A 26,420-nucleotide genomic window follows, 5' to 3' on the forward strand; every position below is an offset into this window, starting at 1 on the left:
GATCGGAGGGGAGAAACAACATGAAAACAATCGGGTTTATCGGACTTGGTGTGATGGGGAAAAGCATGGCGCGCCACTTGCTAAAAGCAGGCTATCCCCTTCTCGTCTATACGCGAACGAAAGAAAAGGCAAACGACTTGCTGGCAGAGGGGGCGGCATGGAAGGAAACGGTCGCTGATTTGGCCCGGGAGGCGGATGTCGTGATGACGATGGTCGGCTATCCGCGCGATGTCGAGCAAGTGTATTTCGGTGAGGGCGGCATTTTGGAGAACGCGCGGCCGGGAACATACGTCATCGATATGACCACATCGACGCCGACGCTGGCGCAATCGATTTACGAAGCGGCGAAGCGAAAAGGCGTTCATGCGTTGGACGCGCCGGTGTCCGGCGGCGACATCGGCGCGCGCGAAGGAACGTTGACGATTATGGTCGGCGGTGACGAAGACGTGTTTTTGGCGTGCAAGCCGATCCTTGAGCGGCTTGGAACTAACATCATTTTGCAAGGGAAAGCGGGAGCTGGCCAACACACGAAAATGTGCAACCAAATCGCCATTGCCACGAACATGATCGGGGTGTGCGAGGCGATCGCCTATGCCAAGCGGGCTGGTCTTGATCCATTCAAAGTGCTTGAAAGTATCGCTAAAGGGGCGGCCGGCAGCTGGTCGCTGAGCAACTTGGCGCCGCGCATGCTCGCTGGCGATTTTGCTCCCGGATTTTACGTGAAGCATTTCCTCAAAGATATGAACATTGCCCTTGAAGAAGCGGAGCGGATGAACTTGCCGCTGCCGGGCTTAGCGCTTGCGAAGCGGCTTTACGAGGAGCTGGCACAAGCCGGCGAGGAAAACAGCGGCACGCAGGCGTTGTACAAACGGTACGCGTCAGAATGATGGCGCGCGTTTTGGGCTGCCCTAGCGTCCGTTGCCCCTAAGGCGCGACGAATGCTAGGGCTTGCTGCTGTTTGGCCGCTAGCAAGCTGGTGAATACCAGCGGTTTTTCCCCGTCCATGAGCGAATGGAGGAAAACGAAAACCGGATGCTACGAGGTTTTTCGATGAGGGAAACGATGCTCGGAAGCGGGATGTTCGATTCAGTCCCGGTCCTGCTAGAAGGTCGGCGTTGGCGTGGGAAAAGCCGTTCAGACCGACGGAGAGTGCAGCGATTATTCGTCAAAAAATATTGAATATTGTTTCTTGGCGAGGTATAGTAGTAGTAAGGGGACATACCAACCGGTTAGTATAATAAGGAGGGGAGCAGATGGACTTTTCCTATTCGCCCAAAGTGAAAGAGTTGATCAAAAAATTAAGCGCTTTCATGGAAGAGTACATTTATCCGAACGAGAAGGTGTATGAGGAGCAGCTGAACGCCCAAGAGTCGAGATGGGCCGGCGTGCCGCCGATCATCGAACAATTGAAGGAAAAGGCGAAAAAAGAAGGGCTTTGGAATTTGTTTTTGCCAGATAGCGAATACGGCGCGGGATTAACGAATGTCGAGTACGCGCCGCTTTGCGAAATCATGGGCCGCTCGCTCATCGCCCCGGAAGTGTTCAACTGCAATGCGCCCGATACCGGCAACATGGAAGTGCTCGTCCGCTACGGCACCGAGGAGCAAAAGAAAAAGTGGCTCATCCCGCTCTTGAACGGAGAAATCCGCTCGTGCTTTTCGATGACGGAGCCGGATGTGGCGTCGAGCGATGCGACGAACATTCGCGCTTCGATCGTTCGCGACGGTGATGAGTATGTCATCACCGGACGGAAATGGTGGTCATCCGGGGCCGGCGACCCGCGCTGCAAAGTCGCTATCGTCATGGGAAAGACGAACCCCGATGCGCCAAAACATGAACAGCAGTCGATGATCATCGTTCCGCTTGATACGCCGGGCGTGAAAATCGAGCGGATGCTGCCGGTGTTCGGCTTTGACCATGCGCCGCACGGACATGCGGAGATTACGTATGACCATGTGCGCGTGCCGAAGGAAAACATCATTTGGGGCGAAGGAAAAGGGTTCGCCATCGCCCAAGGCCGGCTCGGTCCGGGGCGGATCCACCATTGCATGCGCTTGATTGGGGCGGCGGAGCGGGCGCTTGAACTGATGTGCCGCCGCGTGCAGTCGCGGGTGGCGTTCGGCAAACCGCTCGCCGAGCACGGCGTCATCCGCGAGTGGATCGCCCAGTCGCGCATCGAGATCGAGCAGGCGCGCCTGTTGACGCTCAAGGCGGCGTACATGATGGATACGGTCGGCAACAAAGCGGCGCGCAAAGAAATTGCGATGATCAAAGTGGTCGCGCCCAATGTCGCGCTCAACGTCATCGACCGCGCCATTCAGGCGTTTGGCGCCGCCGGGGTGAGCAACGATTTTCCGCTTGCCGCCATGTGGGCGAACTCGCGCACGCTTCGTTTGGCTGACGGGCCGGACGAAGTGCACAAAGAGCAAGTGGCGAAGCTTGAATTGCGGCAATACCAACCATAAGGGAGAGGAAGAGGAGCTTATGCATGTGCTGGATTTATTCAAAATCGAAGGAAAAATCGCCATCGTGACGGGCGGCGGGCGCGGGCTCGGTGAGCAAATCGCCATCGGCCTCGCTGAAGCCGGAGCGAACGTCGTCGTCTGCTCGCGCAAGGTTGAGGCGTGCGAGCAGGTGAAAGAAAAGCTCGAACAGCTCGGTGTCCGTTCGCTCGCATTGCGGTGCGATGTGACGAACCCGGAGGACGTCAAACATGTTGTCGAAACGACCGTCAACGAGTTCGGCGGCATCGACATTTTAGTCAACAACAGCGGGGCGACGTGGGGGGCGCCGGTCGAGGAAATGCCGCTTGAGGCATGGCAGAAGGTGCTCAACGTCAACGTCACCGGCACCTTTTTGATGAGCCAGGCGGTCGGCAAGGTGATGATCGCCAAACAAACGGGCGGCGCCATTGTCAATATCGCGTCGGTCGCCGGCCTTGGCGGCACGCATCCGGACATTTTGAATACGATCGGCTACAACACGAGCAAAGGGGCGGTCATTACGTTTACGAAAGATTTGGCCGCCAAATGGGGAAAACACGGCATTCGCGTCAACGCGGTAGCGCCGGGCTTTTTCCCGACGAAAATGTCACAAGTCGTCCTTCAGCATGTCGGCCAAAAAGTGCTCGAGCATACGCCGCTCGGCCGTTTCGGCGGCGACGATGACTTAAAAGGCGCGGTCCTGTTCTTGGCTTCTCCGGCTTCCGCGTTTGTCACCGGCGCGCTTCTTGTCGTTGATGGCGGCAGCCATGCTGCTGGAATGTAATCAAAATGGAAGGGGGAAAAAATAATGAGCGAAAAACGGGCGTTGTCTCTTTATCCGGAACATGTGTCGTTTCATATCGAGATTCCGAACAAAACGGTGTGCGAGGTGCTGCATGAACGGGCGGCGGAATTTGGCGCTCAGCCGGCGCTGACGTTTTACAGCCAAACGATCACTTACGCTGAGCTCGCCGCGGCGGTCAACCGCTTCGCTTCTAGCCTGCAAGCGCTCGGAGTGCAAAAAGGCGATCGGGTCGCGATCATGCTGCCAAACTGCCCGCAATACGTCATCGCTTACTACGGCATTTTGCAGGCGGGCGCCATCGTCACCCAAGTGAATCCGATGCTCGTTGAGCGCGAGCTTTCCTACTTGCTCAATGATTCGGGGGCGGAGATGATCGTCATTTACGAGCCGCTTTATCCGCGTCTAGCTGCCGTGAGACAAGAGACGGCGGTCAAACGGGCGGTCACTGTCCAGTTCGGGGCGCCGGCTTCTGTCCCGCTCGCTGAAGGCGATGTGACGTTTGAACAGTTTTTGGCCCAAGGGGATGGACAAGTGCGCCCGGTGCCGATCGAGCCGGCGCATGATATCGCTGTGCTGCAATACACAGGTGGAACGACAGGGCGATCGAAAGGGGCGATGCTCACCCACCGCAACATTTTCGCCAACGTCTTGCAGTGCGCCGAATTTTTCAAAGGAACGTTTGAATTTGGAAAAGAGCGGTATTTAACCGTCATTCCGTTGTTTCACGTATTTGCGATGACGTCCGGCATGAACTTGGCGATTTACCAAGGGGCGGAAAACATTTTGTTGCCGCGCTTTGAACTGAAAGAAGTGCTCGAGACGATCCGCGACAAGCAGCCGACCGTGTTCCCCGGCGTGCCGACGATGTACGTCGCCATCACGAACACCCCCGGGGTTGAGCAGTACGGCATCAGCAGCATCAAGACGTGCAACAGCGGCAGCGCGCCGATGCCGCTGGAGCTCATGCGCGATTTTGAGGCGAAAACGGGCGCGGTTGTGCTTGAAGGATACGGGTTGTCTGAAGCCTCGCCGGTGACGCACTGCAACCCGCCGTTTGCGGCGCGCAAGCCGGGGACGGTCGGCATCGGCATGCCGCTCACCGAGTACAAAGTCGTCGATGTGGCGACCGGCACGCGCGAGCTGCCGCCGGGCGAAGTCGGCGAGCTCATTATCCGTGGGCCGCAAGTGATGAAGGGGTATTGGAACATGCCGGAGGAAACCGCGGTGACGTTGCGCGACGGTTGGCTGTACACCGGAGATTTGGCTTCGATCGATGAGGAAGGGTATGTGACGATCGTCGACCGGAAAAAAGATTTGATCATCGCGGGAGGGTACAACATTTATCCGCGCGAAATCGAAGAAGTGTTGTATGAACACCCAGCGGTGAGAGAAGCGGCGGCCGTTGGAGTGCCTGATCCGTACCGCGGCGAAACGGTGAAGGCGATCATCGTCGTAAAAGAGGGGATGCAGGCAAGCGAGGAAGAGATCATTGCCCATTGCCGGAAAAACTTAGCGGCGTACAAAGTGCCGCGCATTGTCGAGTTTCGCGCCGAGCTGCCGAAAACGAACGTCGGGAAAATTTTGCGCCGCGCGTTGCGTGAGGAGGCGGCGCGCTCGCAATAACGGCGCCTTTGTCGGCTAACGCCAAGAAGGCTGGTGAAAAGCCGCTACTTGCCTCGATCGGAGCGAAAAACGCGGCAGATGTTGCTCGCTTCATCGTGTGAACAACCGCTGGTTCCCAGCAGCGATGGGGAACGCGTGAAAAGCAGGACCGATGCGACAAGGCTTTTCGGTGAAAATGCCGGCCGAGCGCGAGATTTTCATCCCCGGGTGGAGGGCAGGTCGCGCTGCCCATGGAACTTTCTGTGAAAATCTCGTCGGCAAGCGTTGATTTTCATACCAGGGCGGAGGGCAAAACGTTGCCCGTGAAACTTTCTGTGAAAACGATACCAACACCGCGGCAACCGATGAATCGACTCCGCCGCGCTGCCCATGGAACTTTCCGTGAAAACGATACGGCAAAGCGGTATCCATCATTTTATCACCAGCCTTTTAGGCAAGACGGGCCATTTTATGGTACAATAGCTGGCAGTGATGACGCAGGGCAAGAGGTGGGAGAACATGAGGGAAAAGATTATCGCTGCCAGCATTGAACTGTTTGAGCAAAACGGGTTCAGCGAAACGTCGATTCAAGATATTGTCGACGCGCTTGGGGTAACGAAAGGGACGTTTTACTATTATTTCAAAAGCAAAGAAGAGCTGCTGATGGATATTCATCTTCGCTACATTGAAGGGCTGCTTCGCGAACAGCAGCGCATTATCAATGACGGACGGCGATCGGTGCGGGAAAAGCTGTATGCCATTGTGTATATGCTTATTCACAACGTTGAGCGCCAAGGGCGGCAAGCGCGCATTTTTTTCCGCGAAATGAAACATTTGAACGAGGAGCATTTGCAAAAAGTGAAGGAAAAGCGCGATTTGTTTCGCTATCAGCTGCAGGCGTTAATTGAGGATGGAATGAAAAGCGGCGAACTGCGCCGCGATTTGTCGCCATCGATTGCCGCGCTCACGGTGCTCGGGGCGGCCAATTGGAGTTACCATTGGTTTCGCCCGGACGGCGGGCTGACTGATGCGGAAGTGGCCAAACAGATGATCACCATTTTGATCGATGGGATGGGGCCGGCGTCTTAACAAGCACCATGCGCCCGCCATAGAAGTCAAGGTCGCCGTTCATGTCGCTCGTCTGTCGATGTTTGACCAAACAAAACGCGCTCGCCAAAAGGGGGAGAGGGAAATGAGCGCCATTATTCCGGTGCGCAAAGGGGAAGAATTGCCGGTTGGAAAATTGGCCGCGTTTTTGCGCTCAGTGCTGCCGGACATGCCGGATGGGGAGCTGGAGATTCGGCAATTTTCCGCCGGCCGCTCGAATTTGACGTATTTGCTCCGCTGCGGGGAGTGGGAGGCGGTGCTGCGCCGGCCGCCGCTTGGCCCGGTGCCGCCGAAAGCGCATGATATGAAGCGGGAGAGCACATGGCTTGCCGAAATCCATCCGCTCTTTCCGCTGGCGCCGAAGCCGCTGTATTTTTGTGACGATGAGTCGATCATCGGCAGCCCCTTTTTCGTGATGGAGCGGCGTGATGGCGTTGTCATTGACGACGATTTTCCGGACGGCGTTGTGCCGACAGAAGACGTCTGCCGCGGCATTTCCGAAACGATGGTCGAGACGTTAGTTCGCATCCATCAAATCGATTATACGAAAACGCGGTTGGTGCACATGGTCAAGCCGGAAGGATTTATGGAGCGGCAAGTGCACGGATGGATTCAGCGGTACGAGCGGGCGAAAACCGACGATGTTCCAGCGGCTGAAGCGCTGACGAAGTGGCTCGCTTCCCACATTCCGCCGCAGCGGGAGGCGACGGTCATTCATTACGATTTTAAGCTGAACAATGCCATGTTTGCGAAAGATGATATCACCAACATAGTCGGCTTGTTTGACTGGGAAATGTCGACCGTCGGCGATCCGCTGGCCGATTTGGCAGTGGCGATGAGCTATTGGATTGAAGAGGATGATCCGCCGCTGGTGAAAAATGGATTTGGTCGCGCGCCGGCCACCGTCCGGCCTGGATTTTACACGCGCGAACAGTTCATTGACGCGTACGCGAGAAAAAGCGGCCGCGATGTGTCCGACGTGCACGTGTATTTGACGTTCGCCTACTTTAAATTAGCGGTCATTTGCCAGCAAATTTATTATCGTTATCGCCGCGGGCAGACGAACGATGAGCGGTTTCGCCATTTCGGCCAGTTTGTCGAAGCGCTTATCGAGCATGCATGGCAGCTGGCGACGGGACGGTGAGGCAGCGTGATGACAAACGTGCATGTCGTGCTGCGCAAGGAAGACATTGATGAGACGGCGCTCGCTGATGGGAAAGTTGCTGTTGTGTTTGACATTTTGCTTGCCACCTCATCGATTGCCGCCGCGCTTTCGGCCGGCGCTCGTTCGGTGATCCCGGTCCGCGATGCCGAGGAGGCGAAGGCGGTCGCGATTCACTTGCCGGCGAAAAGTTATGAGCTCGTCGGTGAACGGGAGGGGCGGACGATCGATGGCTTCCATCCTCCGGCGCCGCTGTTTTTGCAAACGATCTGCCCGGGAAAAACGGTCGTGTTGTCGACGACCAACGGCACGGTGGCGGTTCATAAAGCGCAGTCGGCGAGCGCGGTATACACGGCGAGCTTGCTGAACAGCCCGGCGGTCAGCGAGCATGTTTGCCGATGGCATCGCGACGAAACGATTATCGCCATCTGCTCCGGCTCGTCGGGTCGTTTTTGCCTCGAAGACTTTTACGGCGCCGGCTATTTCGTGCATTGCCTCGTCGAGCAAGGGATCGATGCGGCCAAGCTGTCTGACAGCGCGATGGCCGCATGGCTCTTTTACCGGCAATATTCGGGGGAAGAAAGGGCGAAAGAAGTATTGTTCGCCTCGCGCGTCGGCCGCTGGATGGCGGCGTACGGTTTGGAATCAGAAGTGGATTACATTAACCGGCACGGGGCGCTTTCTTCCGTTCCGAAACTTGAACGAGGATCGTTCGGTTTGGAGCTGCGCGATATCGCGCCAACAGAAGCCATGAAAGAGGGGATATCGTCATGAAATTTGTCCAATTCGTTGAATACGGTGGGCCCGATGTCTTGCGTGTTTGCGAAGGGGAACGCCCGAAGCCCACAGGTCGGCAAGTATTGATCGAAGCCGAAGCGATCGGTGTCAACTATGCCGATACAGCCCGGCGGGAAGGGCGCTACGTGGTGCCGACGCCGCTTCCGTTCATACCGGGGACGGAGGTGGCCGGCGTTGTTCGCGAAGTTGGTCCGGAGGTGCAAACGATCCGTCCAGGGCAGCGCGTCGTCGCGTTGATTGAGTCGGGGGGCTACGCCGAGTGTGTTGCTGTTGACGAGCGGGCGGTCGTGCCGCTTCCGGACGGCATGGATGCTCGGCAGGCGGCGGCTTTGCCGGTGCAAGGGCTGAGCGCCTACCATATTCTCAAAACGATGGGCCGCTTAGAGGAAGGAGAAACCGTGCTCGTTCACGCCGCCGCCGGCGGCGTTGGAACGATCGCTGTCCAGCTGGCGAAACGGTTCGGCGCCAAAACGGTCATCGCCACGGCGAGTACGGAGGAAAAACGGGCGCTCGCCCAGCAGCTTGGCGCTGATGTTGCCATTGATTATACAAAAGACAGCTGGGCCGCGGACGTGATGGAGGCGACCGGTGGCCGCGGCATCGATGTCGCCTTGGAAATGGCGGGCGGCGATGTCTTTCATCAGACGCTCGATTGCCTCGCTCCGTTCGGCCGTCTTGTCGTCTACGGGGCGGCGAGCGGGGAGATGACGCGTCTCAATCCGGTTCGTCTCATGGCGAAAAACTGGTCCGTCATCGGTTTCTTTTTGCCGCAAATCATGCGAAAGCGGGCGCTGTACGAACAAAGTTTGCGCGAATTGCTTTCATGGGTGCAAGACGGGAGCTTGCAGCTGACGATCGGCGGCGTCTACCCGCTTGAGCAGGCGCCGATGGTACATAAACTTCTTCAAGAGCGGAAAACGCACGGCAAGCTGCTGCTTGTGCCATAAGGAACGAAAAGGGTGTCCAGACACGGAGCTGGACACCCGCAACTTCCTGAACGTAGTCGGCATCCGCCAGCTACGTTTAGAAGGTTGGTGACACATCGCTGCTTCCCTTCATCAAATGAGTGAAAAAACAGACCGATGCAACAAGGTTTTTCTCATTGAGAAATGAGATGGAAAAGCACGAGTACGTCACCGGCCTCTTAGGAGATCAGTGATTGAAGGGAGCAAGCCGCTGATCAAGCCCGTTTCTCCAATAGAAAAGCCTTGTCGCATTAGGATCGCCTTTCAACCGATTCCCCATTGCTTAAAAGAAACAACCGTTTTTCACCGGCCTCTTCGCGATGTATCGACTAGTCTCTGTTTTGGCTGTTAGGAGGAACAAGCCGTGAACTACTCCCACTTCGTTTTGCTTGAAGTGGGAGACTTCTTTCGGAATTATGTTAAAAAAGAACCGGTGTGGATCGCGCCCATTACGGCCGCCGCCGTTTTTGTTGAATGTACCGCTCAAGCCGATCGAGTCCTTCCTTTAACACATCGAGTGAATAGGCGTACGACAGTCGGACGTGGCCTTCACCGTAGTCGGAAAAGGCGCTGCCGGGAACGAGGGCGACGCCGGCGTTTTCGACGGCATCGAGGGCGAAATCGAACGAAGACATGCCAAAGGCGGCAATCGACGGAAACAAATAAAACGCCCCGTCCGGCTTTTCCACCGGCAGCCCCATGGCGGTGAGACGACCGTAGGCATACTCAAGCCGCTTTGCATAGGCGGCGCGCATCGTCTTGGCGTCGTTTTTGCCGGCGGTGAGCGCCTCGAGCGCCGCTTTTTGGCTGATCGATGATGTGCACGAGACGCTGTACTGGTGCACTTTGATCATTTGTTCAACGGCGAACGCTGGGGCGAAGACGAAACCGATGCGCCAACCGGTCATCGAGTGCGATTTGCTCAAGCCGTTGATGACGATCGTCTGCTCCGGCAGCCATTCGGCGATCGAGCGGTGGCGTCCGCGATAGACGAGCTCGCTGTAAATTTCATCAGACACGATCCAAATCGGCCGTCCTTTCAAAAGCGAAGCGATGCGGGCCAGCTCTTCAGCCGACAGCGCCGTCCCTGTTGGGTTGGATGGATAGGGAAGGACCACGCAGCGCGTCTTTTCCGTCAAATAAGGTGCAATGAGCTCAGCCGACAGACGGAACCCGTTTGGCCTTGTGTCGATGTACACCGGTTTTGCCCCGCACAAACGGATGAGCGGCTCATAGCCGGGATAGACCGGCGCAGGAAGGAGCACTTCCGTCCCTTCTTCTAAAATGGTGCGGAACGTGATATCAAGCGCTTGGCTGGCGCCGACGGTGGCGATGACTTCATCCGGCGTGTAGCGGAGGCCGTACTTGTCAGCGACGAATTGGCAAGCCGCTTGGCGCAGTTCGAGCAGCCCAGCGTTGGCGGTGTACGTGGTGAAATCAGCGGCGATCGCTTCCTGGGCGGCGGTTTTGACATGTTCGGGCGTTGGAAAGTCGGGCTGGCCGATCGTCAGTGAGATCACTCCTGGTCGGCCGGCGACGAGGTTGAAAAACTGGCGGATGCCTGATATTTGGATGGATTGGACGCGTGGCTGAATGAGGTGTTTCATGGCGTGTCCACCTTTCTTTTTTTCTCTATTGTATCATTGTTCAACGCAAACGGAAAAACGAAAATCAGCCCCATTTCCGTTTGGGTGGTTTCCGCAGACGGAAAGGGGGCCTACGTTGCGATGGATGATTCACACTCCAATTTCGTTCGCTCCTTTTACGCGCCGTATTTTTTCAACAAGTCATTGTATTGGGCGGAAAGCTGCAAAAACAGCGGCTTGTTGCCGGCGGCGAGCGCCTCGTCGATTTGCTCCATTAATTTTTTTCGCTGAAATTGGAAAATCGCTTCGTTTAGCACCTGTTCGGCGATCGGGCCGTAGCTGCTTTTTTCTTCCGGTTGGTTGAACAAGACGGCGCCTTCGTTTGGATATTGTTTTTCGTACATCGTTGATTCCCTCCTATATGGGAACGAAATGGTTCCCTTTTTTATATTATCCTCGTTTTTGAAGCTAATGTAAAGAAAATTTCGATAAATATTTTTTGTCAATTTTTTCTCTACATGATTTGAATACCCGTTTTTTCTTGGGCGATAACAGACTTTTCGGTTATGATAAAAAGAAGAAACAATGGCAGGGTGATGGAAATGATTCGCACATGTATCGTGACAAAAGAATTTGAGATTTTGGCTGGGGTAGATCTTACGATGGTCAACAGTCCCGACGTTTCTTGGTATTGGGTCGACTTTCATGAGCCGACGGATGAGGAGTCGGAGCTGCTCGCGTCGTTTTTTCGCTTTCACCCGCTCGCGATTGAAGACTGCTTGGAATATGTGCAGCGGCCGAAGCTCGATTTTTACGACCGCTACTTGTTTGTCGTTCTCCATGCGATCGCTGGGATGACGCTCGAGGCTGAGGAAGTGGATTTGTTTGTCGGGCAAAATTTCATCGTTTCGTTTCATAAGTCGGCCATTCACGCGGTCGATGAAGTGTGGGAGCGGCTCAAACACGAGGCGGATGTTCAGCAGGGACCGTTTCATGTGATGTATCGGCTCATTGACAAACTCGTTGACGATTATTTTCCGCCGTTGTACCATATTGAAGACGTACTGAACGATTTAGAGGAGAATACGAACAACGAACCGATTCATGACATCATTGAAAAAGTGTTTGACATTCGCGGCGATTTGTCAAAACTGCGGCGGACGATTGTGCCGATGCGCGATTTGTTATACCGCATCATCCATTCTGACCGGCTGCAGCGCATGAAGGAGCGGCAGCTGTATTTCCATGATATTTACGATCATTTGCTCAAGCTGTCGGAAATGATTGAGACGAACCGGGAAATTACCGCAGACATCCGCGACAGCTATTTGTCGCTCAACTCGAATCGGATGAACAATATTATGATGACGTTTACCGCCATCACGACCATTTTCATGCCTCTTACCTTCATCGCTGGCATTTATGGGATGAACTTTGACTATATGCCTGAGCTGCGTTGGAAATACGGCTATTTCGCCGTACTAGCGATCATGGCTACGATCGGCATGACGATGTTCGTTTGGTTTAAACGCAACGGTTGGTTTCAGCTGCTCAAGAGCGACTGGGCGGATGAAGAACGGAAGCGGCGACCCTAGCCGTATAAGCCAAGCGGTTCCCTTCATATACATAGCTATAGCGATGCGATCGCAAAGGAGGGAAACGGGTGGCAAAGGGAATTTGGGGAGTCGACTCGGCTCAGTCTGTTACGGAGCAACTGTTGCAATGCGTCCGGACCGAGCTAGGCGCTCCAAAATTTTGGGGCCGTTATTTAGTTCGGGTTCCAAACGTATCGGAAGGGTTGACACGGGAGGAAATCACGCGCATCCGCAACAACGGCATCAAAGTGTTGCCCATTTACAATGCGTTTCGTGAGGCGGTCGGCTATGCGAGCGGACAGGTGGCGGCGCGCAATGCGGTGTTTCATGCGCGACGGCTCGGCATTCCGAAAAACAAGCTGCTGTTTGCCAACATTGAAGATTTTTTTGCCGTAGACGCTGCTTGGATCGCCGCTTGGGTGGAAACGCTCTATCCGACCGGGTACCGGCCGGGGCTGTACGCTGACCCGACGAAAGGGGACTTTGCTGCCGCTTATTGTGAGGCGGTCAGCCGGAACAACCAAGTGGCCGTGCAAGCGGTCATTTGGAGCGCCGCACCAAGGCCGGGGGCGACGAAAGAGCAAAAAGCGCCCCGATACCAGCCGGCCGCCCCACCTTGCAGCGCCAATGTCTGGGTGTGGCAGTACGGGCGCGACGCGGAGGTGTGCCCGGTCGATACGAATTTGGCTGACCGCCGCCTGCTTGATTTTCTGTATTGAGCGAAGCCGTTGCCAACAGCAGCGGCTTTTTGTATGGGCGGTGAAAAGTGGAGCGGTTTTGAGTTTATTTTCTTTCATGTTTTGCTTCAGATCGATTATATTAGTAATAGGAAAAAAGGACGGATTGGCGATTGGACGCAGACATATAGTCGGAAAGGAGGGGGAGCGTGGATCGATCGACCGCATTGTTATTGGCACGCATGAAGGAGCAGTACGAACGATGGAAGGCGGCGCCTCTGCTGACCAGCCGGGAATTCGCCCGGTTTTTGCGCGCCGTTGGCCGGGCGGCAACCGTGATCGGACGGCCTGACATCGCCGCCGAGGCCGAACGGTTGAGCCGTCGGGTGAACAGCGGCAAAGAGAAGGAATGGACAGCTGAAGAAGCGCTGGCGGAGATCGCCCCTCTTCTTCGCTGTTTCTATGAAGAGAAGGAAACGCCCTTTCCGCTCCCTCTCATCAAAAGCGAACAGGAATCGGAAGCGACGATCCTCCTGTGCGGAAACGATCCGCTGTTTTTTACGTATCTTTGCCACGCGCTGGATGCCGCGCCATGGCGGCTGCTCACGGCGCCGTCGCTCGAGCAGGCGGCGGCTTCGATCATTTGTCTTAGTCCGGACTGCCTCGTGGTCAGTCTTAGCGAGGAAGACGGGGAACCTTCTGCGTTGGCTCGTTTGTTGGAGAACGCCGGACGGCACCCGTATCTTCCCGTTGTGGTCATCAGCGCCGATGGGCGGAAAGAGACGCAGTTGAAATGCTATGAGCTCGGCGCCGATGATGTCGTGGCCCCGATGGCCGCCGATGAGCTGTTTATCCGCATCCGCCGGTTGATCGAAAAAAAGAGAAAAATTGATGAGCTTGTATTGATAGATGAATTGACAGGCGTCTATAATCGGAAATATTTGCCGCGCGTGTATGCCCGCCTCCGCAGCGATTTGGAGCGTTCCGGCACGCCGAGTTGTTTAGCGCTCCTAGACCTCGACCATTTCAAACAGATCAACGATCGCTTCGGCCATTTGGCCGGCGACGCCGTGTTAAAGAAACTGGCTGATGTGCTCCTTCAGCATACGTGCGGCTTGGATACCGTCATTCGTTTTGGTGGGGAAGAGTTCATCGTTTGGCTGGCCAAAACGTCGAAACGGGAAGCGCGGGCGGTGCTTGAGCGTCTGCGGCACCAGTTCGAAGGCGAAGAAATCGTGGCCGACGGGTTCCGGCTGTCGTGCACGTTTTCTGCCGGTTTGGTGGAATGCGATCAAGCTGATGAATCGCTCGATCATTGGCTGCGTCTCGCTGATGCCGCGTTGTACGAGGCGAAAAAGAAGGGCGGCAATCGCATCGAGGAAGCTGGCGCGCCGTCCGCCCCTCACGATGACGGCCAAGAGCGAAGCCAGCGCCGGCGAACGAGCGGGCGGCGGTGGGCGGTGGCCATTGTCGATGATGATGAACTGGCGCGGGCGGTCATTGCTGATCTTGTTCGCAAGTTGGCGGCTGAACAACAGCGGGAAGTGGACATTGAGGAGTTTGGCGACGGGCTTTCCTTTTTGCAGTCCCCGCTGTACCGAGGCGGTCGGCGGTTCATTGTGATTCTCGACCGGGTGATGCCGAAAATGGACGGTCTAGAGGTGCTTGAACGCCTCCGCCAAGAGCGGAAGCGATGCAAGGTGATGATGTTGACATCGCGCCACGATGAGCGGGAAATTGCCCATGCGTTGGAGCGCGGGGTGGATGAATATGTGACCAAGCCGTTCAAATGGCTTGAGCTGGAGGCGCGGTTGCGCCGGCTGCTGAGGGGGCTCGATTCGTAAATGGCGCTGAAGGTTGCCGTTTCCCTCACCTTCTTTTTGTTTGGAACGTTGACCGCGGTGTTTGCGTATTTGATGGTGCGCAAGCGGCGGGAAAACCGGCGCCAAGCGGCGCTGCGCGCTGGCAAGGAACAGCTTCGACTTCCGTTGCTCCGCTACTTGCTTGGCGACGAGGAACAGCCCCCTTGGCCGGCTTCTTTGCTGGAACGAGAGGCGCTGCTTGAGCTGCTAGACGATTTTGCCGCGCTGCTGAAAGGGGAGCAAGTGCAGGCAAGGATTCGGGCGTTTGCCGAGGAATATTTTGAAGGCTGGCTGCGCCGCCGGTTGGCAAGTCGACATTGGGGAGAGAGAATGAACGCGCTGTTTTTCATTGAGGATTTGCAGATGAAGGCGTTGCTAGCCGACATCGAGCGGCTGTATCGCTCCCGGATCGCTACCAAAGGGGAAGTGGTAAAAATATTGACGATTTTCGCTAAATTTGATTACCGCTCGGTTGTCGTGTACGTGCTTCAACCGAAACATGAACTGACGGAATTTGCGTACCGCGTCATTTTTGGCCATATGAGCGAAAGGCTGCTCCAACAAGTAAAAAGGCGGTTTACCGAGCTCCCGCCGGCAGGCCAATATGCATTGATCGACATCATCGGCATCCGCCGCCGTCAGGAACAGTCGTTTTTGCAAGAGCGGCTGGCATCGGAAGAGCTGGAAATCCGTGTCCGCGCGCTCAAGGCCATGGCGGAAATCGGCGCGCCGCTTCATGCGCGTCAGCTTGCGCACCATCTAAGTTCCCCGCACTGGCAGGAACGGTTGATGGCCGCCCGCCTTGCCGGTCGATGCCGCGAAGAACGGCTGCTTCCGCTTTTGTATGAACGGCTGTCCGACCGCTCCTTTGCGGTTCGTGCGGAGGCCGCTGCCGCTCTTGCGCGCCTCCCTGATGGCCGCATCGCGTTGAACCGGGCGGCTCAGCAAGCCGATGACCGTTATGCTCGCGATATGGCCCGACAATGGTTGGAAGGCGGGGAAGGATGATGGCGTTCTGGCAGTCGGTTGTATCGTTTGTTGGGAACGCGGTGCTTGTTTATATGATCGGGGTAGTCGCTTTTTATACGTTTTTGCTTGTCGTGTCGTTTTGGCATTTGCGCCGCCTCCATCGGCTTGATGACTGGGAGCCGTATGAAGAGCTGCTTGAAGCCAGTTACGCCAAGCCGGTGTCCATTCTTGTGCCTGCCTATAATGAAGAAGCCGGCATCGTCGGTTCGGTTCGCTCCTTGCTCGCCATTGAATATCCGCAATACGAGGTGATCGTCATTAACGACGGTTCCACAGACCGGACGCTCGAGCGGCTGATCGAGCATTTCGAACTTCGCCCGGTCTATCGTGTCATTCGCCGCCAACTGGCGACAAAAGAAGTTAAAGCGATTTATCAATCGCCGGCTTATCCGCATTTGTTTGTTCTTGACAAGGAAAACGGGGGGAAGGCTGACGCGCTGAATGCCGGCATCAACGCTGCCCGCTATCCGTATATTTGTTCCATTGACGGCGATTCGGTTTTGGAACGGCACGCGTTTTTGAAAGTGATGAAGCCAATGCTCGAATCCGATGGCGAGGTCATCGCCTCCGGAGGGACGATCCGGGTCGCCAACGGCTGTCAGATTGAACGCGGTGAGATTGTCAAGGTTGGGTTGTCGCGGCAGCCGCTCGTAGTGATGCAGACGATTGAGTATTTGCGGGCGTTTTTGCTCGGCCGCCTTGGTTTAAGTCGTCATAACTTGCTGCTGATCGTCTCCGGGGCGTTTGGTGTCTTTTCCAAGCCGTGGGTGATTGAGGCTGGAGGGTATGCCGACACAGCCGGTGAAGATATGGAGCTGGTCGTCCGTCTGCATCGGCTGGCCCGGGAAAAAAACGAGCCGAAAAAAATCATCTACATCCCAGATCCCGTTTGCTGGACAGAGGCGCCGGAAACGTACCGCGATTTGCGGCAGCAGCGGCGGCGTTGGCATCGTGGGCTGCTTGAGAGTCTGTGGCGGCATCGCGCTTTGTTGTTCAATCCGAAATACGGCTCGATCGGCCTTTTGTCGCTCCCGTATTTTTGGGTTATTGAGCTTCTTGGCCCGGTCGTTGAACTGGTGGGGTATATGTTGATCATCCTTTCATTGTGTTTCGGCACCATCTACATCGAGTTTGCTCTTCTTTTGTTGACTGTTTCTGTTTTGTATGGCTCGCTTTTGTCAGCGGCCGCAGTGCTGCTTGAGGAATGGACGGAGCGGAAGTTTCCGAACGTCTCGGATTTGGTTCGGCTGTTTTTCTTTTCATTGACGGAGACGTTTTGGTACCGTCCGTTGACCGCGTGGTGGCGGTGCGAAGGGATCATCGATGCGTTTCGCCGGCAAAAGCAATGGGGAAGCATGAAACGAAAAGGGGTATCCGCTTAATCGGACTTGAGGTGTTGCCGCTGGCAGATGAACGCTTGCGTGGTTTACGGTTCGGTTCGTGAATTCCCCGCCATGAAGAAAAGGGGGTCCCAAGCAGCGGGACCCCCTTTTTTCATCGGAAATCAAGGACATGAACGGAGGGGAGTCTGAGCAACGCGGTCTGTCATTGCGATGGGCATTGAGAGCGTTCTTTGGTCAATAGCGGTCGCCGAGCCGCCTAAACACGGGTTTGGTCATCCGCTTTGGGGCCCGCTCCAACGGCTCGTTCAATCCGGTGTAGGCGATGAGAATGGCCTTGGCTTCCGACAAAGGCATGCGAGCCGGAGGATTGCGGTACGAATCATTGAGTGCGCCAAGATGCGGGAGGACGGCGAAATCTTGTTTCGTCGGAGGGATGTGGAAATAGTAATCGCCGACGGCAACGAGCACATCCGACTGCTGTTGGCTGTATTTTGGGTTGCGGGAAAAATGGAGGCCGACCTTTTTTGCCTTGCCTTCTGCGAGCAGTTTTTCGATGGCTTTTTTCTTGAGCAGATAAAGAAACGAAGGGTTTAATGCCGTTTTGGCGTGGCGGTTGACCGTAAAAATGGCTTTGGCGATATTGTCGACCGACAATTGCAATGGTTTCATCGGCATATCTCCTTTTTTCTTTCTATTATAGCATACGGACGCCCGGCTTGGCTTCTTTTTCGAAAGGGACGGGCAACAACGGCGTTTGTTCGTTTGCGACCAAAAAAGCCGCTATGTCCCCTCTTTCTTTGAGCGGCTTCAATCACTGACTCGCCAACGCTCACCGGTGGGCGAGCGAAAAAACGGTCAGTTCCGGTGGGGCGAGAAACCGAAGCGGCACTCCAGCGCACGTCGCCAAAGGAGGAAGACGCCGCCAACGCTGCCGTGAGGCCGGTGCGCGCCCATTTTTTTAAAACGCGCGTCGGTTCATATAGGTTGGTTCCATGTGAGGCATAATGTCGCCGTCCTTTCATAAGCAGTTTTATTATAACGAAAAAGGAAAGAGAAGGACAACCGGAGAAAAATATCGAATATTCAATGATTATGTAGTATGATGAAAATATGAATGAATGATCACTCACAGGAGGGGAAAAAGATGAATGGAAAGGTCGTCATTGTGACCGGCGGGTCGAGCGGAATGGGCAAGTATATGGCGAAGCGGTTTGTCGCTGAAGGGGCGGACGTCGTCATTACAGGAAGGCGGGCGGAAGCGCTGGAAGAGGCGAAGCGGGAAATGGAAACGCCCGGCGGCGGGCGCGTGCTTGCCGTCCCGATGGATGTGCGCAACCCGGAGCAAGTTGCGGACATGGTCGCGCGGGCTGACGCCGAGTTTGGCCGCATTGATGCCCTCGTCAACAACGCGGCCGGCAACTTTATTTGTCCGGCGGAAAAGCTGTCGATCAACGGCTGGAACAGCGTCATCAACATCGTGTTAAACGGCACGTTTTACTGCAGTCGGGAAGTGGGAAACTACTGGATTCAGCGCGGTTTGAAAGGGAACATCATCAACATCATCGCGACGTACGCGTGGCATGCCGGCGCCGGAGTCATTCATTCCGCCTGCGCCAAAGCCGGGGTGTTGGCGATGACGCGCACATTGGCGGTCGAATGGGGGAAAAAATACGGGTTTCGCGTCAACGCCATCGCTCCGGGGCCGATTGAGCGCACCGGAGGAGCGGAGCGTCTTTGGGAGTCGGAAGAAGCGGAGCGGATGACGTTGGAAAGCGTGCCGCTCGGGCGGCTCGGAACGCCGGAAGAAATCGCGGCCGTCGCTTCGTTTCTGCTTTCCGATGAAGCCGCTTACATCAACGGCGCTTGCATCACCGTCGACGGCGGCCAATGGCTGAATCGGCGCCCGTTTTAACGTCATTTCCGAACGAAGCCTCCCACTTCAAGGAATGGACGGGACAACGCCCAATGAGTAGGTGGGGGATACATGTCGGTTGACGACCGCCGACCGATGTGGTTATTGTTCGAACGGACGCTTCCGAGCGAAGGAAAGCGTAAAGGGTTCTTGTGTGCGGCTTGCCGTTCGGCGAACACGCACAAGTCGCTTGAAGCTTCCACCTCCAAGCGAAGCGCAGGTGGCGGGTAGTTTGCGCCTTGAGCGCTAAGCGAAGGCGACGGCGCGCTGACAGCGCGCGGATCCGCGTCCAAACCGTGCCTCTCATCCTTTTTGTCGCAACGGATGGGAGGCGTTTTGTTTCGAGTTTGGTGGGGAGGAGGACAGTCTGTTCGGGTCGCTGTTTTTCCGTCAGGAACGACGAAGCCGTTGTGCTATAATAAAAGCAGAGATGGTCGACGAGAATGAGGTGAGCGCAAATGGATGCATTAGACGTGATGGCCAACTTGTCGCAAGTCGTTCCACACTACCAGCCGATTTTCAGCGCCGATGAGCATGGAGTCATCGGATATGAAGTGCTCGGGCGTTTTCAAACCGAGGAAGGGACGGTCAGCCTCGGTCCGTTTTTCCACGATGAGACGATTCCGGAAGAGTTTCGCATGGAAGTCGATGATGTGATTACTAAAAAGGCGCTTGATTATTTTTTGTCGCTCGATGACGAGACGCTGCTGATCTTTTTCAACCGTGACGCCAATTTGTTGATGCTTGACCGCGGCGAATCGTTTTTGCAGCTGCTTCTTTCTTATCAAGCCAAAGGGCTGGCGCTTGACCGCATCGTGTTGGAAATCAACGAGCAGCATTTTAAAGGCGATTTGGATCAACTCAGCCACCTGTTGACGTACATTCGCACCTACGGCATTCGCGTGGCGGTTGACAATATCGCCGAACATAGCATTCATCTCGAGCGAATCGGCGTGTTGTCGCCTGACATTTTAAAAATCGATTTGCACGAATTGCGGAAAACATCGGTCCACCAAGCTTACCAAGAAATCGTTCACTCCATTTCGTTGCTAGCGCGCAAAATCGGAGCGACGCTGTTGTATGAGGATATCGAAACTTCCTTTCAGCTCCAATACGCCTGGCGGCATGGCGGCCGCTATTATCAAGGATATTATTTGGCAAAACCGGGGCCTGAAGTCGTGCCGCGCGATTTGCTGAAAGACTTGCTGCGAAAAGAGTGCCATCGCTTCATTCAGCAGGAAAAGAAAAAGCTTGAGACGCTGTATCACATTTCCGAACAGTTTCAGCAACGAATTGCCGCGCTGCTTGGCAAATACAAAAAAGCGGGCGGCTTCAACGAACTCATTTCGCTGTTGGCCGATGAGCTGGATGACGTTTGCTTCCGCATTTACGTTTGTGATGAAGACGGCTTTCAGCAGTCGGGCAATATGTTTAAGCGCGACGGGCGCTGGACATTGGAGCCGCAGTACTATATGAAAAATTGGAGCTGGCGCCCGTATTTTTTGGAAAACATTATTCGGATGCGCTCGCGCCGAAGAGGCATTTTGTCCGATTTGTATACGGACATCGAAACGGGCGAAACGATTCGGACATATTCGTACCCGATCGATGAGCGCCATTATTTGTTCATCGATTTGTCGTACAGCTATTTGTTTGAGCACGATGCTCATTATTAAATCGTATAAAATCTCCTCGGTGCGGCAAAGTATAGATGAGGTGAACGAAGATGGCACAGCTTGCCTTTGTCTTATCGATTTTGTCCGTCTTGATTGCAGCGATCGGATTCATTTATACAGTTCGCCTTGGCCGCCAGCAACGCTGGCAAGGGGAACTTGACGGGCCGATTCCGAAATCGGTGGAGGAACATGCTTATTTGCGCAATCCGATGCTTCTCGCCTACGTGCTCGCTGCTTTGCTCGCCGCGTTTGCCATCGGGTATTTGGCGCTCCGATCTTATTGAACAAAGGGGCTAGCCCAAAAGGTTGACGTCTTCAAGATGAATTCCTTGACGAAACAATTTCGTCATCATCAGAAGGATGAAAATCCCTTTGCCCATTTTCGACCGGCAGGTATTTTCACGATCGGCACAATCGATCGTGCAGCAGAGGCAGCCAGTACGTATATAGTGCAACGAAAGAGGGATCCCGATCCTTGGGACACCCTCTTTCTGTTTGCCTCTACATGACGCTTTTTTCCATGACTTTTTTTTGTGGCCGGCGAATATATATGGAAGCGGAAGAGGCAAAGGGGGAATGGAGATGGCCAAGCGGCTGCCGCCGGAGCTGTCGGGCGAGGAAGCGATGTTGTTGCTTGACGTGTTGTTCAGTCAGCAATATGCGCTAGAGCTCGTCCGTTCCGAGCTGGCGGATATCGAAAACGGTGATAAAAAAGCCGATGAACAACGATACCGGCAGCTGTTGCGCTTATATGACCGTCTGTTTACTGAAGAAGCTTAAAAGATTGTCTCGCGCTATCGCTTGGCAAGAAGCGATAGTCTTTTTTATGATATGATGATGAGGGAGAGGAGAAGACAAACAGAGAAAGGCGGAACAACGGTATGACATGGTTGAAAGACAAAGAGGCAATTCTTATGACAGTCAAACCATTTCTTATTTCTGCGGATAAAGTGGCGCACGTCCAGCCGGAAAACTATTTGGATCACGCGCTGCTCGTTCTCACTAAAACCGGTTATTCAGCGATTCCGGTGTTGGATACATCCTACAAGCTGCAAGGGCTGATCAGCATAACGATGATCATGGACGCGATTTTAGGATTGGAGCGCATCGAATTCGAACGGCTCGAAACGATGAAAGTGGAAGACGTGATGAACCGAAACATTCCGCGCCTGCGGCTTACCGACAGCCTGACGAAAGCCATCGGGCTCATTGTCAACCATCCGTTCGTCTGCGTCGAAAATGATGATGGCTACTTTGCAGGCATTTTCACTCGCCGGGAGATATTGAAACAACTGAATAAACAGCTGCATAAATCTAACGGCGGCCGGAAGTCGGACCGAAAAGAAGCTGAACAATGAGCAGGAAAGTTGCCATCTGCAACATGGTTATCGTTCGTTCCGACCATCGCCTCGGCGATCGTCCCCCGCCGAGGCGGAAAGGAAAAGGAGGATCGTTTTGAACAGTTCAGAGTATGAAATCCTCGCTGTTTTGGCGGAAGAATTGAATATGAGGAAAGCGGCCGCCCGGCTGTATGTGACGCAGTCGGCGTTGTCTCAACGGCTGCAGGCGATCGAAGCGAGCTGGAATGTGAAAATATTTATCCGGTCTCCGCGAGGGTTGCTGTTAACGCCAGAGGGGGAAAAAATCGTCCAACTGGCGAAAGAAACCGTGCAGAAAACGAAGCGAGTCAAAGAGGAGATCCAACGACGGGTCGGACAGATTAGCGGGACGTTAACGATAGCGGTCACGTCCATTGTTGCCCAGCATTGGCTGCCCCCCGTTTTAAAAACATTTATCAAATTATATCCGGATGTCAACGTTTCGTTGACGACGGGATGGACAAGCGAAGTGCTGAGCCATATGTACGAAAATCGATTTCAGCTTGGGATTGTTCGCGGAGAGCCGAACTGGAGCGGGATCGCGACGCGGCTATTTACCGATCAGCTCTATTTGGTCGACCAAGAAATTCACGATTTGGAGCAGCTGCGCCACACCGAGCGCCCGTTCATTCAATTTAAAAGTGATTCGACTTATTCGCTGCATATTCAACAATGGTGGCATGAACAATTTCAAGCTTTGCCGGCGCGCACGGTGATGGTCGATCAAATTGAAACGTGCAAACAGCTCGCCTATCATGGCGTTGGTTATGCGATTTTACCGGAAATCGCTTTAGATGACCGCGAACAATATGTTGTTCATATGATACCGTTAAAAAATAAGCGCGGTGAGCCGATGACGAGAGATACGTGGCTGATCAGCTCGGAAGCGGCGTGGCAGCTTCCGCAAGTACAAGCCTTCGAAAAGGTGCTGCGCCGTTTTGTCCCGTGAATTTATGCTTGTCACGATGAACTCTCGTTTGCTAAAGTAAAAAAGAATACAGCTGCAAAGGAGGATGTCGCCCATGAAGATGATGGACGCCAATGAAATCATTTCGTTTATTCAAAACAGCAAAAAATCCACGCCTGTGAAGGTATACATAAAAGGAGAGCTTGATGGCATCGATTTCGGCCCAAGCGCGAAAACGTTTATGACCGGCAACGTCGGCATCGTGTTTGGCGAATGGCAAGACATTCAAGCCGCCATCGAGGCAAATCAAGACAAAATTGAAGACTATGTCGTCGAAAACGACCGCCGCAACTCGGCCATTCCGCTCTTGGATTTGAAAGGCATCAAGGCGCGCATCGAGCCGGGAGCGATCATCCGCGACCATGTCGAAATTGGCGACAACGCCGTCATTATGATGGGAGCGGTGATCAACATCGGCGCCGTCGTCGGCGAAGGAACGATGATCGACATGAACGCCGTGCTCGGCGGCCGGGCGACGGTCGGGAAAAACTGCCATATCGGTGCTGGTGCCGTGTTGGCGGGCGTGATCGAGCCGCCATCGGCTAAGCCGGTTGTCATTGAAGATGATGTGCTTGTCGGGGCGAACGCCGTCATTTTAGAAGGCGTGACCGTCGGCAAAGGGGCGGTCGTCGCTGCGGGCGCGGTCGTCGTCGAAGACGTGCCGCCGTATACGGTGGTCGCCGGCGTGCCGGCGCGCGTCATTAAGCAAATTGACGAGCAAACGCGGGCGAAAACGGAGATTAAACAGGAGCTTCGCCAATTGTAATCACACGAAAGGCTGTCCCTTGACGAGGACAGCTTTTTTCCCATGGAGGAGAAGAAGATGGAAGCGATCAGCCGATTTGTCGCCATTCGCCGCGACTTGCATCAAATCCCGGAGCTTGGGTTTCAGGAGGTTAAGACGCAGCACTATTTGCTGCGTTATATCCAATCGTTGCCACAAGAGCGGCTTCAAGTCCGGACGTGGAAAACCGGAATTTTTGTCAAAGTCAACGGAACATCACCGCGCAAAATGATCGGCTACCGCGCCGATATGGATGGGCTGCCGATTCGCGAGGAGACGGGCTTGCCGTATCGGTCGACGCATGACGGCTGCATGCATGCGTGCGGCCACGATGTCCATATGAGCATCGCCCTTGGCGTGCTCACCCATTTTGCTCATCATCCAATTCAAGATGACTTGCTGTTTATTTTCCAGCCGGCGGAGGAAGGACCGGGTGGGGCCAAGCCGATGATCGAAAGCGACATCATGCAGGAATGGAAGCCGGATATGATCCTTGCCCTGCATATTGCCCCGGAATATCCGGTCGGCACGATCGCAACGAAAGAAGGGCTGCTGTTTGCCAATACGTCGGAGCTGTTTATCGACTTGAAGGGAAAAGGAGGCCACGCAGCGTTTCCGCATTTGGCGAATGACATGGTCGTCGCCGCTTGCGCGTTGGTGACGCAGCTGCAGTCGATTGTTGCCCGCAACGTTGACCCGCTTGACAGCGCGGTCATTACGATCGGAAAAATTACCGGCGGGACGGTGCAAAACGTCATCGCCGAGCGCGCTCGGCTCGAGGGAACGATTCGGACGCTGTCGGCCGCGGCGATGCAGAAGGTGAAACGGCGGATTGAAGCGATCGTGCACGGTGTTGAAGTCGCGTACGAATGTGAAGCCGCTATTGATTACGGGGCGATGTACCATCAAGTGTACAACGATCCGGAGCTGACAGCGGAATTTATGAAGTTTGCTGCGGCGCACGGCGGCGTGAATGTCATCAGTTGCAACGCGGCGATGACCGGCGAAGATTTCGGCTACATGCTGGCCGACATCCCGGGTTTTATGTTTTGGCTCGGCGTTGAGTCGCCATACGGGCTGCACCATGCCAAACTCGCTCCGAACGAGGAAGCGATCGACCGCGCGATTGCGTTTTTGATCGACTATTTTTCCTGGAAGGGGAATTCAGAAGTATAGTTCCACCTCTGACAAGGCACATTATGGGTGAGGAGGTGGAGTGGGATGGCGAAAATTGGTGTTGAGCCATCGCTGACCGATGTGCAAGAAGCGTTGAGAGAACGAGGGCATGACGTTGTGCCTCTCCGTGGGGAGCAAGACGCAAAAGGTTGCGACTGCTGCGTCATTACCGGTTTGGATGCAAACGTTGCCGGCATTCAAAACGCGGTCACGTCCGGCCCGGTGGTGGAAGCGAGCGGGCTCAGCGCGGAAGAGATTTGCCAAAAAGTTGAAGAAAAACTTCGTTGATGATCCAAAAACCGGGCTAGGCGCGCTGACAGCCCGGTTTTTTGTGCGCCAAGCGGCTAGGCTCTTGACACCTAGAAGGCCGGTGATTTACTCGCGCAACTGCTTCCCAGCATTGTTTCTCAAATAGAAAAGCTTTGCAACAATGCAAACTTTTTTCGTCAACTAAAGGAAACCAATGTTTTTCACCAACCGTCTAGAAGGCTGGTGAAAAACCGCTGTCACACCAATTGGAGGCATTTTTATTCAGAAACGAAAGCTGATTTTGTGAGGTTTCTCTCATTGAGAAATGGGTGGAACTCAGCAGTATTTTGCCCGAAATCACCGGACTCCTAGTTCGCTTTGATTTTGCCTCGTTGTCAGTGCGGACGCATGGCGGTTTTGACTTCTGGCGACCAAGAGGATGGTCTTTCACCCCCTACCGAAGAGGCGGAAACAGCAGCAGTCAGTGGCCGCATTTTTTGGTACAATAGGAGCGAAGAACGATGAATTGACGAACGATGGAGGAGAAACGATGAAAAAGAAACAATTTGCCGTCATCGGACTCGGGCGTTTTGGCGGAAGCATTTGCCGCACATTGAGCGAACAAGGAATGGAAGTGCTCGCCATTGACATTGATGAGGATCGGGTGAACGAGTTTGCGTCCATCGCTTCGCACGCCGTCGTCGGTGATACGACCGATGAAAACGTGCTGAAAAGCTTAGGGATCCGCAACTTTGATCACGTCATTGTTGCGATCGGCGACAACATTCAGGCGAGCATTTTAACGACGCTCATTTTAAAAGAGCTCGGTGTCCACCATATTACCGTCAAGGCGACCAATGACTATCATGAGAAAGTGCTGAAAAAAATCGGTGCCGATCAAATCGTGCACCCGGAGCGGGATATGGGCGAACGGATTGCCCATAATTTGATTTCCAACAACGTGTTGGATTATTTGGAGCTCTCTGATCAATATAGCATCGTCGAGATCGTGGCGAGCCAACGGCTTGACGGTCATTCGCTTTTGGAACTTGATATCCGCGCCCGCTACGGCATCAACATCGTCGCCATCAAGCGCGGGGCGAGCGTCATCGTGTCGCCGCTCGCCTCGGAAATCATCCGCAAAGGCGATGTGTTGGTTGTGATCGGCGCCGACAGCGACATCGACCGATTTGAGGAAGAAGTCGTCGGGTGACGGTGAATCGGAGACGTCGGCAGCGAAAAAAGGGCTGTCCGATCAGTCCC

At 54.6% G+C, this 26,420-nt stretch carries 26 protein-coding genes; 23 read left to right on the forward strand and 3 right to left on the reverse strand.

The window, feature by feature from the left end; all coding sequences use genetic code 11:
* Positions 1 to 20 precede the first annotated feature (20 nt).
* From GC56T2_RS04920 to GC56T2_RS04955, 8 genes are all read left to right on the forward strand, one after another.
* Positions 21 to 887 (forward strand): NAD(P)-dependent oxidoreductase, encoded by an 867-nt coding sequence (locus tag GC56T2_RS04920; RefSeq protein ID WP_144973473.1) that lies wholly within the window; start codon positions 21 to 23, stop codon positions 885 to 887.
* 366 nt (positions 888 to 1,253) lie between these two features.
* The gene (locus GC56T2_RS04925) at positions 1,254 to 2,465 is read left to right on the forward strand and encodes an acyl-CoA dehydrogenase (RefSeq protein WP_144973475.1); all 1,212 of its coding nucleotides are present in this window, start codon (positions 1,254 to 1,256) and stop codon (positions 2,463 to 2,465) included.
* A gap of 19 nt (positions 2,466 to 2,484) precedes the next feature.
* The gene (locus GC56T2_RS04930; protein WP_144973477.1) at positions 2,485 to 3,267 is read left to right on the forward strand and encodes an SDR family oxidoreductase; all 783 of its coding nucleotides are present in this window, start codon (positions 2,485 to 2,487) and stop codon (positions 3,265 to 3,267) included.
* Positions 3,268 to 3,291: 24 nt separating this feature from the next.
* Positions 3,292 to 4,911 carry a long-chain-fatty-acid--CoA ligase gene (locus GC56T2_RS04935; protein ID WP_144973479.1) on the forward strand — a complete coding sequence of 540 codons (1,620 nt, stop codon included), beginning with the start codon at positions 3,292 to 3,294 and terminating at the stop codon, positions 4,909 to 4,911.
* 498 nt (positions 4,912 to 5,409) lie between these two features.
* On the forward strand, positions 5,410 to 5,979 hold the full coding sequence (locus tag GC56T2_RS04940; RefSeq protein ID WP_033022050.1) for a TetR/AcrR family transcriptional regulator: 570 nt from the start codon (positions 5,410 to 5,412) through the stop codon (positions 5,977 to 5,979).
* Positions 5,980 to 6,082: 103 nt separating this feature from the next.
* On the forward strand, positions 6,083 to 7,141 hold the full coding sequence (locus GC56T2_RS04945) for a phosphotransferase family protein (RefSeq protein WP_144973481.1): 1,059 nt from the start codon (positions 6,083 to 6,085) through the stop codon (positions 7,139 to 7,141).
* A 9-nt stretch (positions 7,142 to 7,150) separates the two neighbouring features.
* Entirely contained in the window at positions 7,151 to 7,933 is a 783-nt protein-coding gene (locus GC56T2_RS04950) for a 2-phosphosulfolactate phosphatase (protein WP_144973482.1), read from the forward strand.
* Positions 7,930 to 8,904 (forward strand): quinone oxidoreductase family protein, encoded by a 975-nt coding sequence (locus GC56T2_RS04955; protein ID WP_144973484.1) that lies wholly within the window; start codon positions 7,930 to 7,932, stop codon positions 8,902 to 8,904. The genes GC56T2_RS04950 and GC56T2_RS04955 overlap by 4 nt, the downstream gene beginning before the upstream one ends.
* A 467-nt stretch (positions 8,905 to 9,371) precedes the next feature.
* Here the strand turns inward: GC56T2_RS04955 and GC56T2_RS04960 are convergent, their stop codons facing one another.
* Complete coding sequence (locus GC56T2_RS04960) at positions 9,372 to 10,529, reverse strand: aminotransferase A (RefSeq protein ID WP_144973486.1); 1,158 nt, start codon at positions 10,527 to 10,529, stop codon at positions 9,372 to 9,374.
* Between the two features lie 155 nt (positions 10,530 to 10,684).
* Entirely contained in the window at positions 10,685 to 10,912 is a 228-nt protein-coding gene (locus GC56T2_RS04965; protein WP_033022062.1) for an IDEAL domain-containing protein, read from the reverse strand.
* 198 nt (positions 10,913 to 11,110) lie between these two features.
* On the opposite strand from GC56T2_RS04965, the gene corA reads away from it, so the two are divergent.
* From corA to GC56T2_RS04990, 5 genes are all read left to right on the forward strand, one after another.
* Positions 11,111 to 12,103: a magnesium/cobalt transporter CorA gene (gene corA, locus GC56T2_RS04970; protein WP_172706104.1), complete on the forward strand. Its 993-nt coding sequence runs from the start codon at positions 11,111 to 11,113 to the stop codon at positions 12,101 to 12,103.
* Positions 12,104 to 12,171: 68 nt separating this feature from the next.
* Positions 12,172 to 12,822, forward strand: coding sequence for a glycoside hydrolase domain-containing protein (locus GC56T2_RS04975; protein WP_144973488.1), 651 nt, complete (start codon positions 12,172 to 12,174; stop codon positions 12,820 to 12,822).
* Between the two features lie 167 nt (positions 12,823 to 12,989).
* Positions 12,990 to 14,624 carry a diguanylate cyclase gene (locus tag GC56T2_RS04980; RefSeq protein ID WP_144973490.1) on the forward strand — a complete coding sequence of 545 codons (1,635 nt, stop codon included), beginning with the start codon at positions 12,990 to 12,992 and terminating at the stop codon, positions 14,622 to 14,624.
* The gene (locus GC56T2_RS04985) at positions 14,625 to 15,650 is read left to right on the forward strand and encodes a HEAT repeat domain-containing protein (RefSeq protein WP_144973492.1); all 1,026 of its coding nucleotides are present in this window, start codon (positions 14,625 to 14,627) and stop codon (positions 15,648 to 15,650) included.
* A complete protein-coding gene (locus tag GC56T2_RS04990) occupies positions 15,650 to 17,053 on the forward strand; it encodes a glycosyltransferase family 2 protein (RefSeq protein WP_144977050.1) in 1,404 nt (467 codons plus the stop codon). The genes GC56T2_RS04985 and GC56T2_RS04990 overlap by 1 nt, the downstream gene beginning before the upstream one ends.
* A 195-nt stretch (positions 17,054 to 17,248) precedes the next feature.
* Here the strand turns inward: GC56T2_RS04990 and GC56T2_RS04995 are convergent, their stop codons facing one another.
* Positions 17,249 to 17,683: a YkyB family protein gene (locus GC56T2_RS04995; protein WP_144973494.1), complete on the reverse strand. Its 435-nt coding sequence runs from the start codon at positions 17,681 to 17,683 to the stop codon at positions 17,249 to 17,251.
* A gap of 475 nt (positions 17,684 to 18,158) precedes the next feature.
* Here GC56T2_RS04995 and fadH point away from each other — a divergent pair, with 475 nt between their 5' ends.
* The 10 genes from fadH to GC56T2_RS05050 all read left to right on the forward strand — a co-directional run bounded on the left by fadH (position 18,159) and on the right by GC56T2_RS05050 (position 26,370).
* Complete coding sequence (gene fadH / locus GC56T2_RS05000) at positions 18,159 to 18,926, forward strand: 2,4-dienoyl-CoA reductase (RefSeq protein ID WP_033022072.1); 768 nt, start codon at positions 18,159 to 18,161, stop codon at positions 18,924 to 18,926.
* A 458-nt stretch (positions 18,927 to 19,384) separates the two neighbouring features.
* Positions 19,385 to 20,602, forward strand: a complete 1,218-nt coding sequence (locus GC56T2_RS05010) for an EAL domain-containing protein (RefSeq protein WP_144973496.1) — start codon at positions 19,385 to 19,387, stop codon at positions 20,600 to 20,602.
* A gap of 50 nt (positions 20,603 to 20,652) precedes the next feature.
* A complete protein-coding gene (locus GC56T2_RS05015) occupies positions 20,653 to 20,886 on the forward strand; it encodes a hypothetical protein (protein WP_144973499.1) in 234 nt (77 codons plus the stop codon).
* Between the two features lie 298 nt (positions 20,887 to 21,184).
* A complete protein-coding gene (abbA, locus tag GC56T2_RS05020) occupies positions 21,185 to 21,382 on the forward strand; it encodes an antirepressor AbbA (RefSeq protein WP_033022080.1) in 198 nt (65 codons plus the stop codon).
* Positions 21,383 to 21,483: 101 nt separating this feature from the next.
* On the forward strand, positions 21,484 to 21,960 hold the full coding sequence (gene cbpB / locus GC56T2_RS05025) for a cyclic-di-AMP-binding protein CbpB (RefSeq protein ID WP_144973500.1): 477 nt from the start codon (positions 21,484 to 21,486) through the stop codon (positions 21,958 to 21,960).
* A gap of 97 nt (positions 21,961 to 22,057) precedes the next feature.
* On the forward strand, positions 22,058 to 22,930 hold the full coding sequence (locus GC56T2_RS05030; protein WP_144973502.1) for a transcriptional regulator CcpC: 873 nt from the start codon (positions 22,058 to 22,060) through the stop codon (positions 22,928 to 22,930).
* A gap of 73 nt (positions 22,931 to 23,003) precedes the next feature.
* Entirely contained in the window at positions 23,004 to 23,714 is a 711-nt protein-coding gene (dapD, locus tag GC56T2_RS05035) for a 2,3,4,5-tetrahydropyridine-2,6-dicarboxylate N-acetyltransferase (protein ID WP_144973504.1), read from the forward strand.
* Positions 23,715 to 23,771: 57 nt separating this feature from the next.
* The gene (locus GC56T2_RS05040; protein ID WP_144973506.1) at positions 23,772 to 24,908 is read left to right on the forward strand and encodes an N-acetyldiaminopimelate deacetylase; all 1,137 of its coding nucleotides are present in this window, start codon (positions 23,772 to 23,774) and stop codon (positions 24,906 to 24,908) included.
* Positions 24,909 to 24,953: 45 nt separating this feature from the next.
* The gene (locus GC56T2_RS05045; protein WP_144973508.1) at positions 24,954 to 25,196 is read left to right on the forward strand and encodes a YkuS family protein; all 243 of its coding nucleotides are present in this window, start codon (positions 24,954 to 24,956) and stop codon (positions 25,194 to 25,196) included.
* A 511-nt stretch (positions 25,197 to 25,707) separates the two neighbouring features.
* Positions 25,708 to 26,370 (forward strand): potassium channel family protein, encoded by a 663-nt coding sequence (locus GC56T2_RS05050; protein WP_144973510.1) that lies wholly within the window; start codon positions 25,708 to 25,710, stop codon positions 26,368 to 26,370.
* The last annotated feature ends 50 nt before the right edge of the window (positions 26,371 to 26,420 follow it).

The sequence above is a fragment of the Geobacillus sp. C56-T2 genome (genome assembly GCF_007829715.1).
Classification (GTDB): domain Bacteria; phylum Bacillota; class Bacilli; order Bacillales; family Anoxybacillaceae; genus Geobacillus; species Geobacillus icigianus.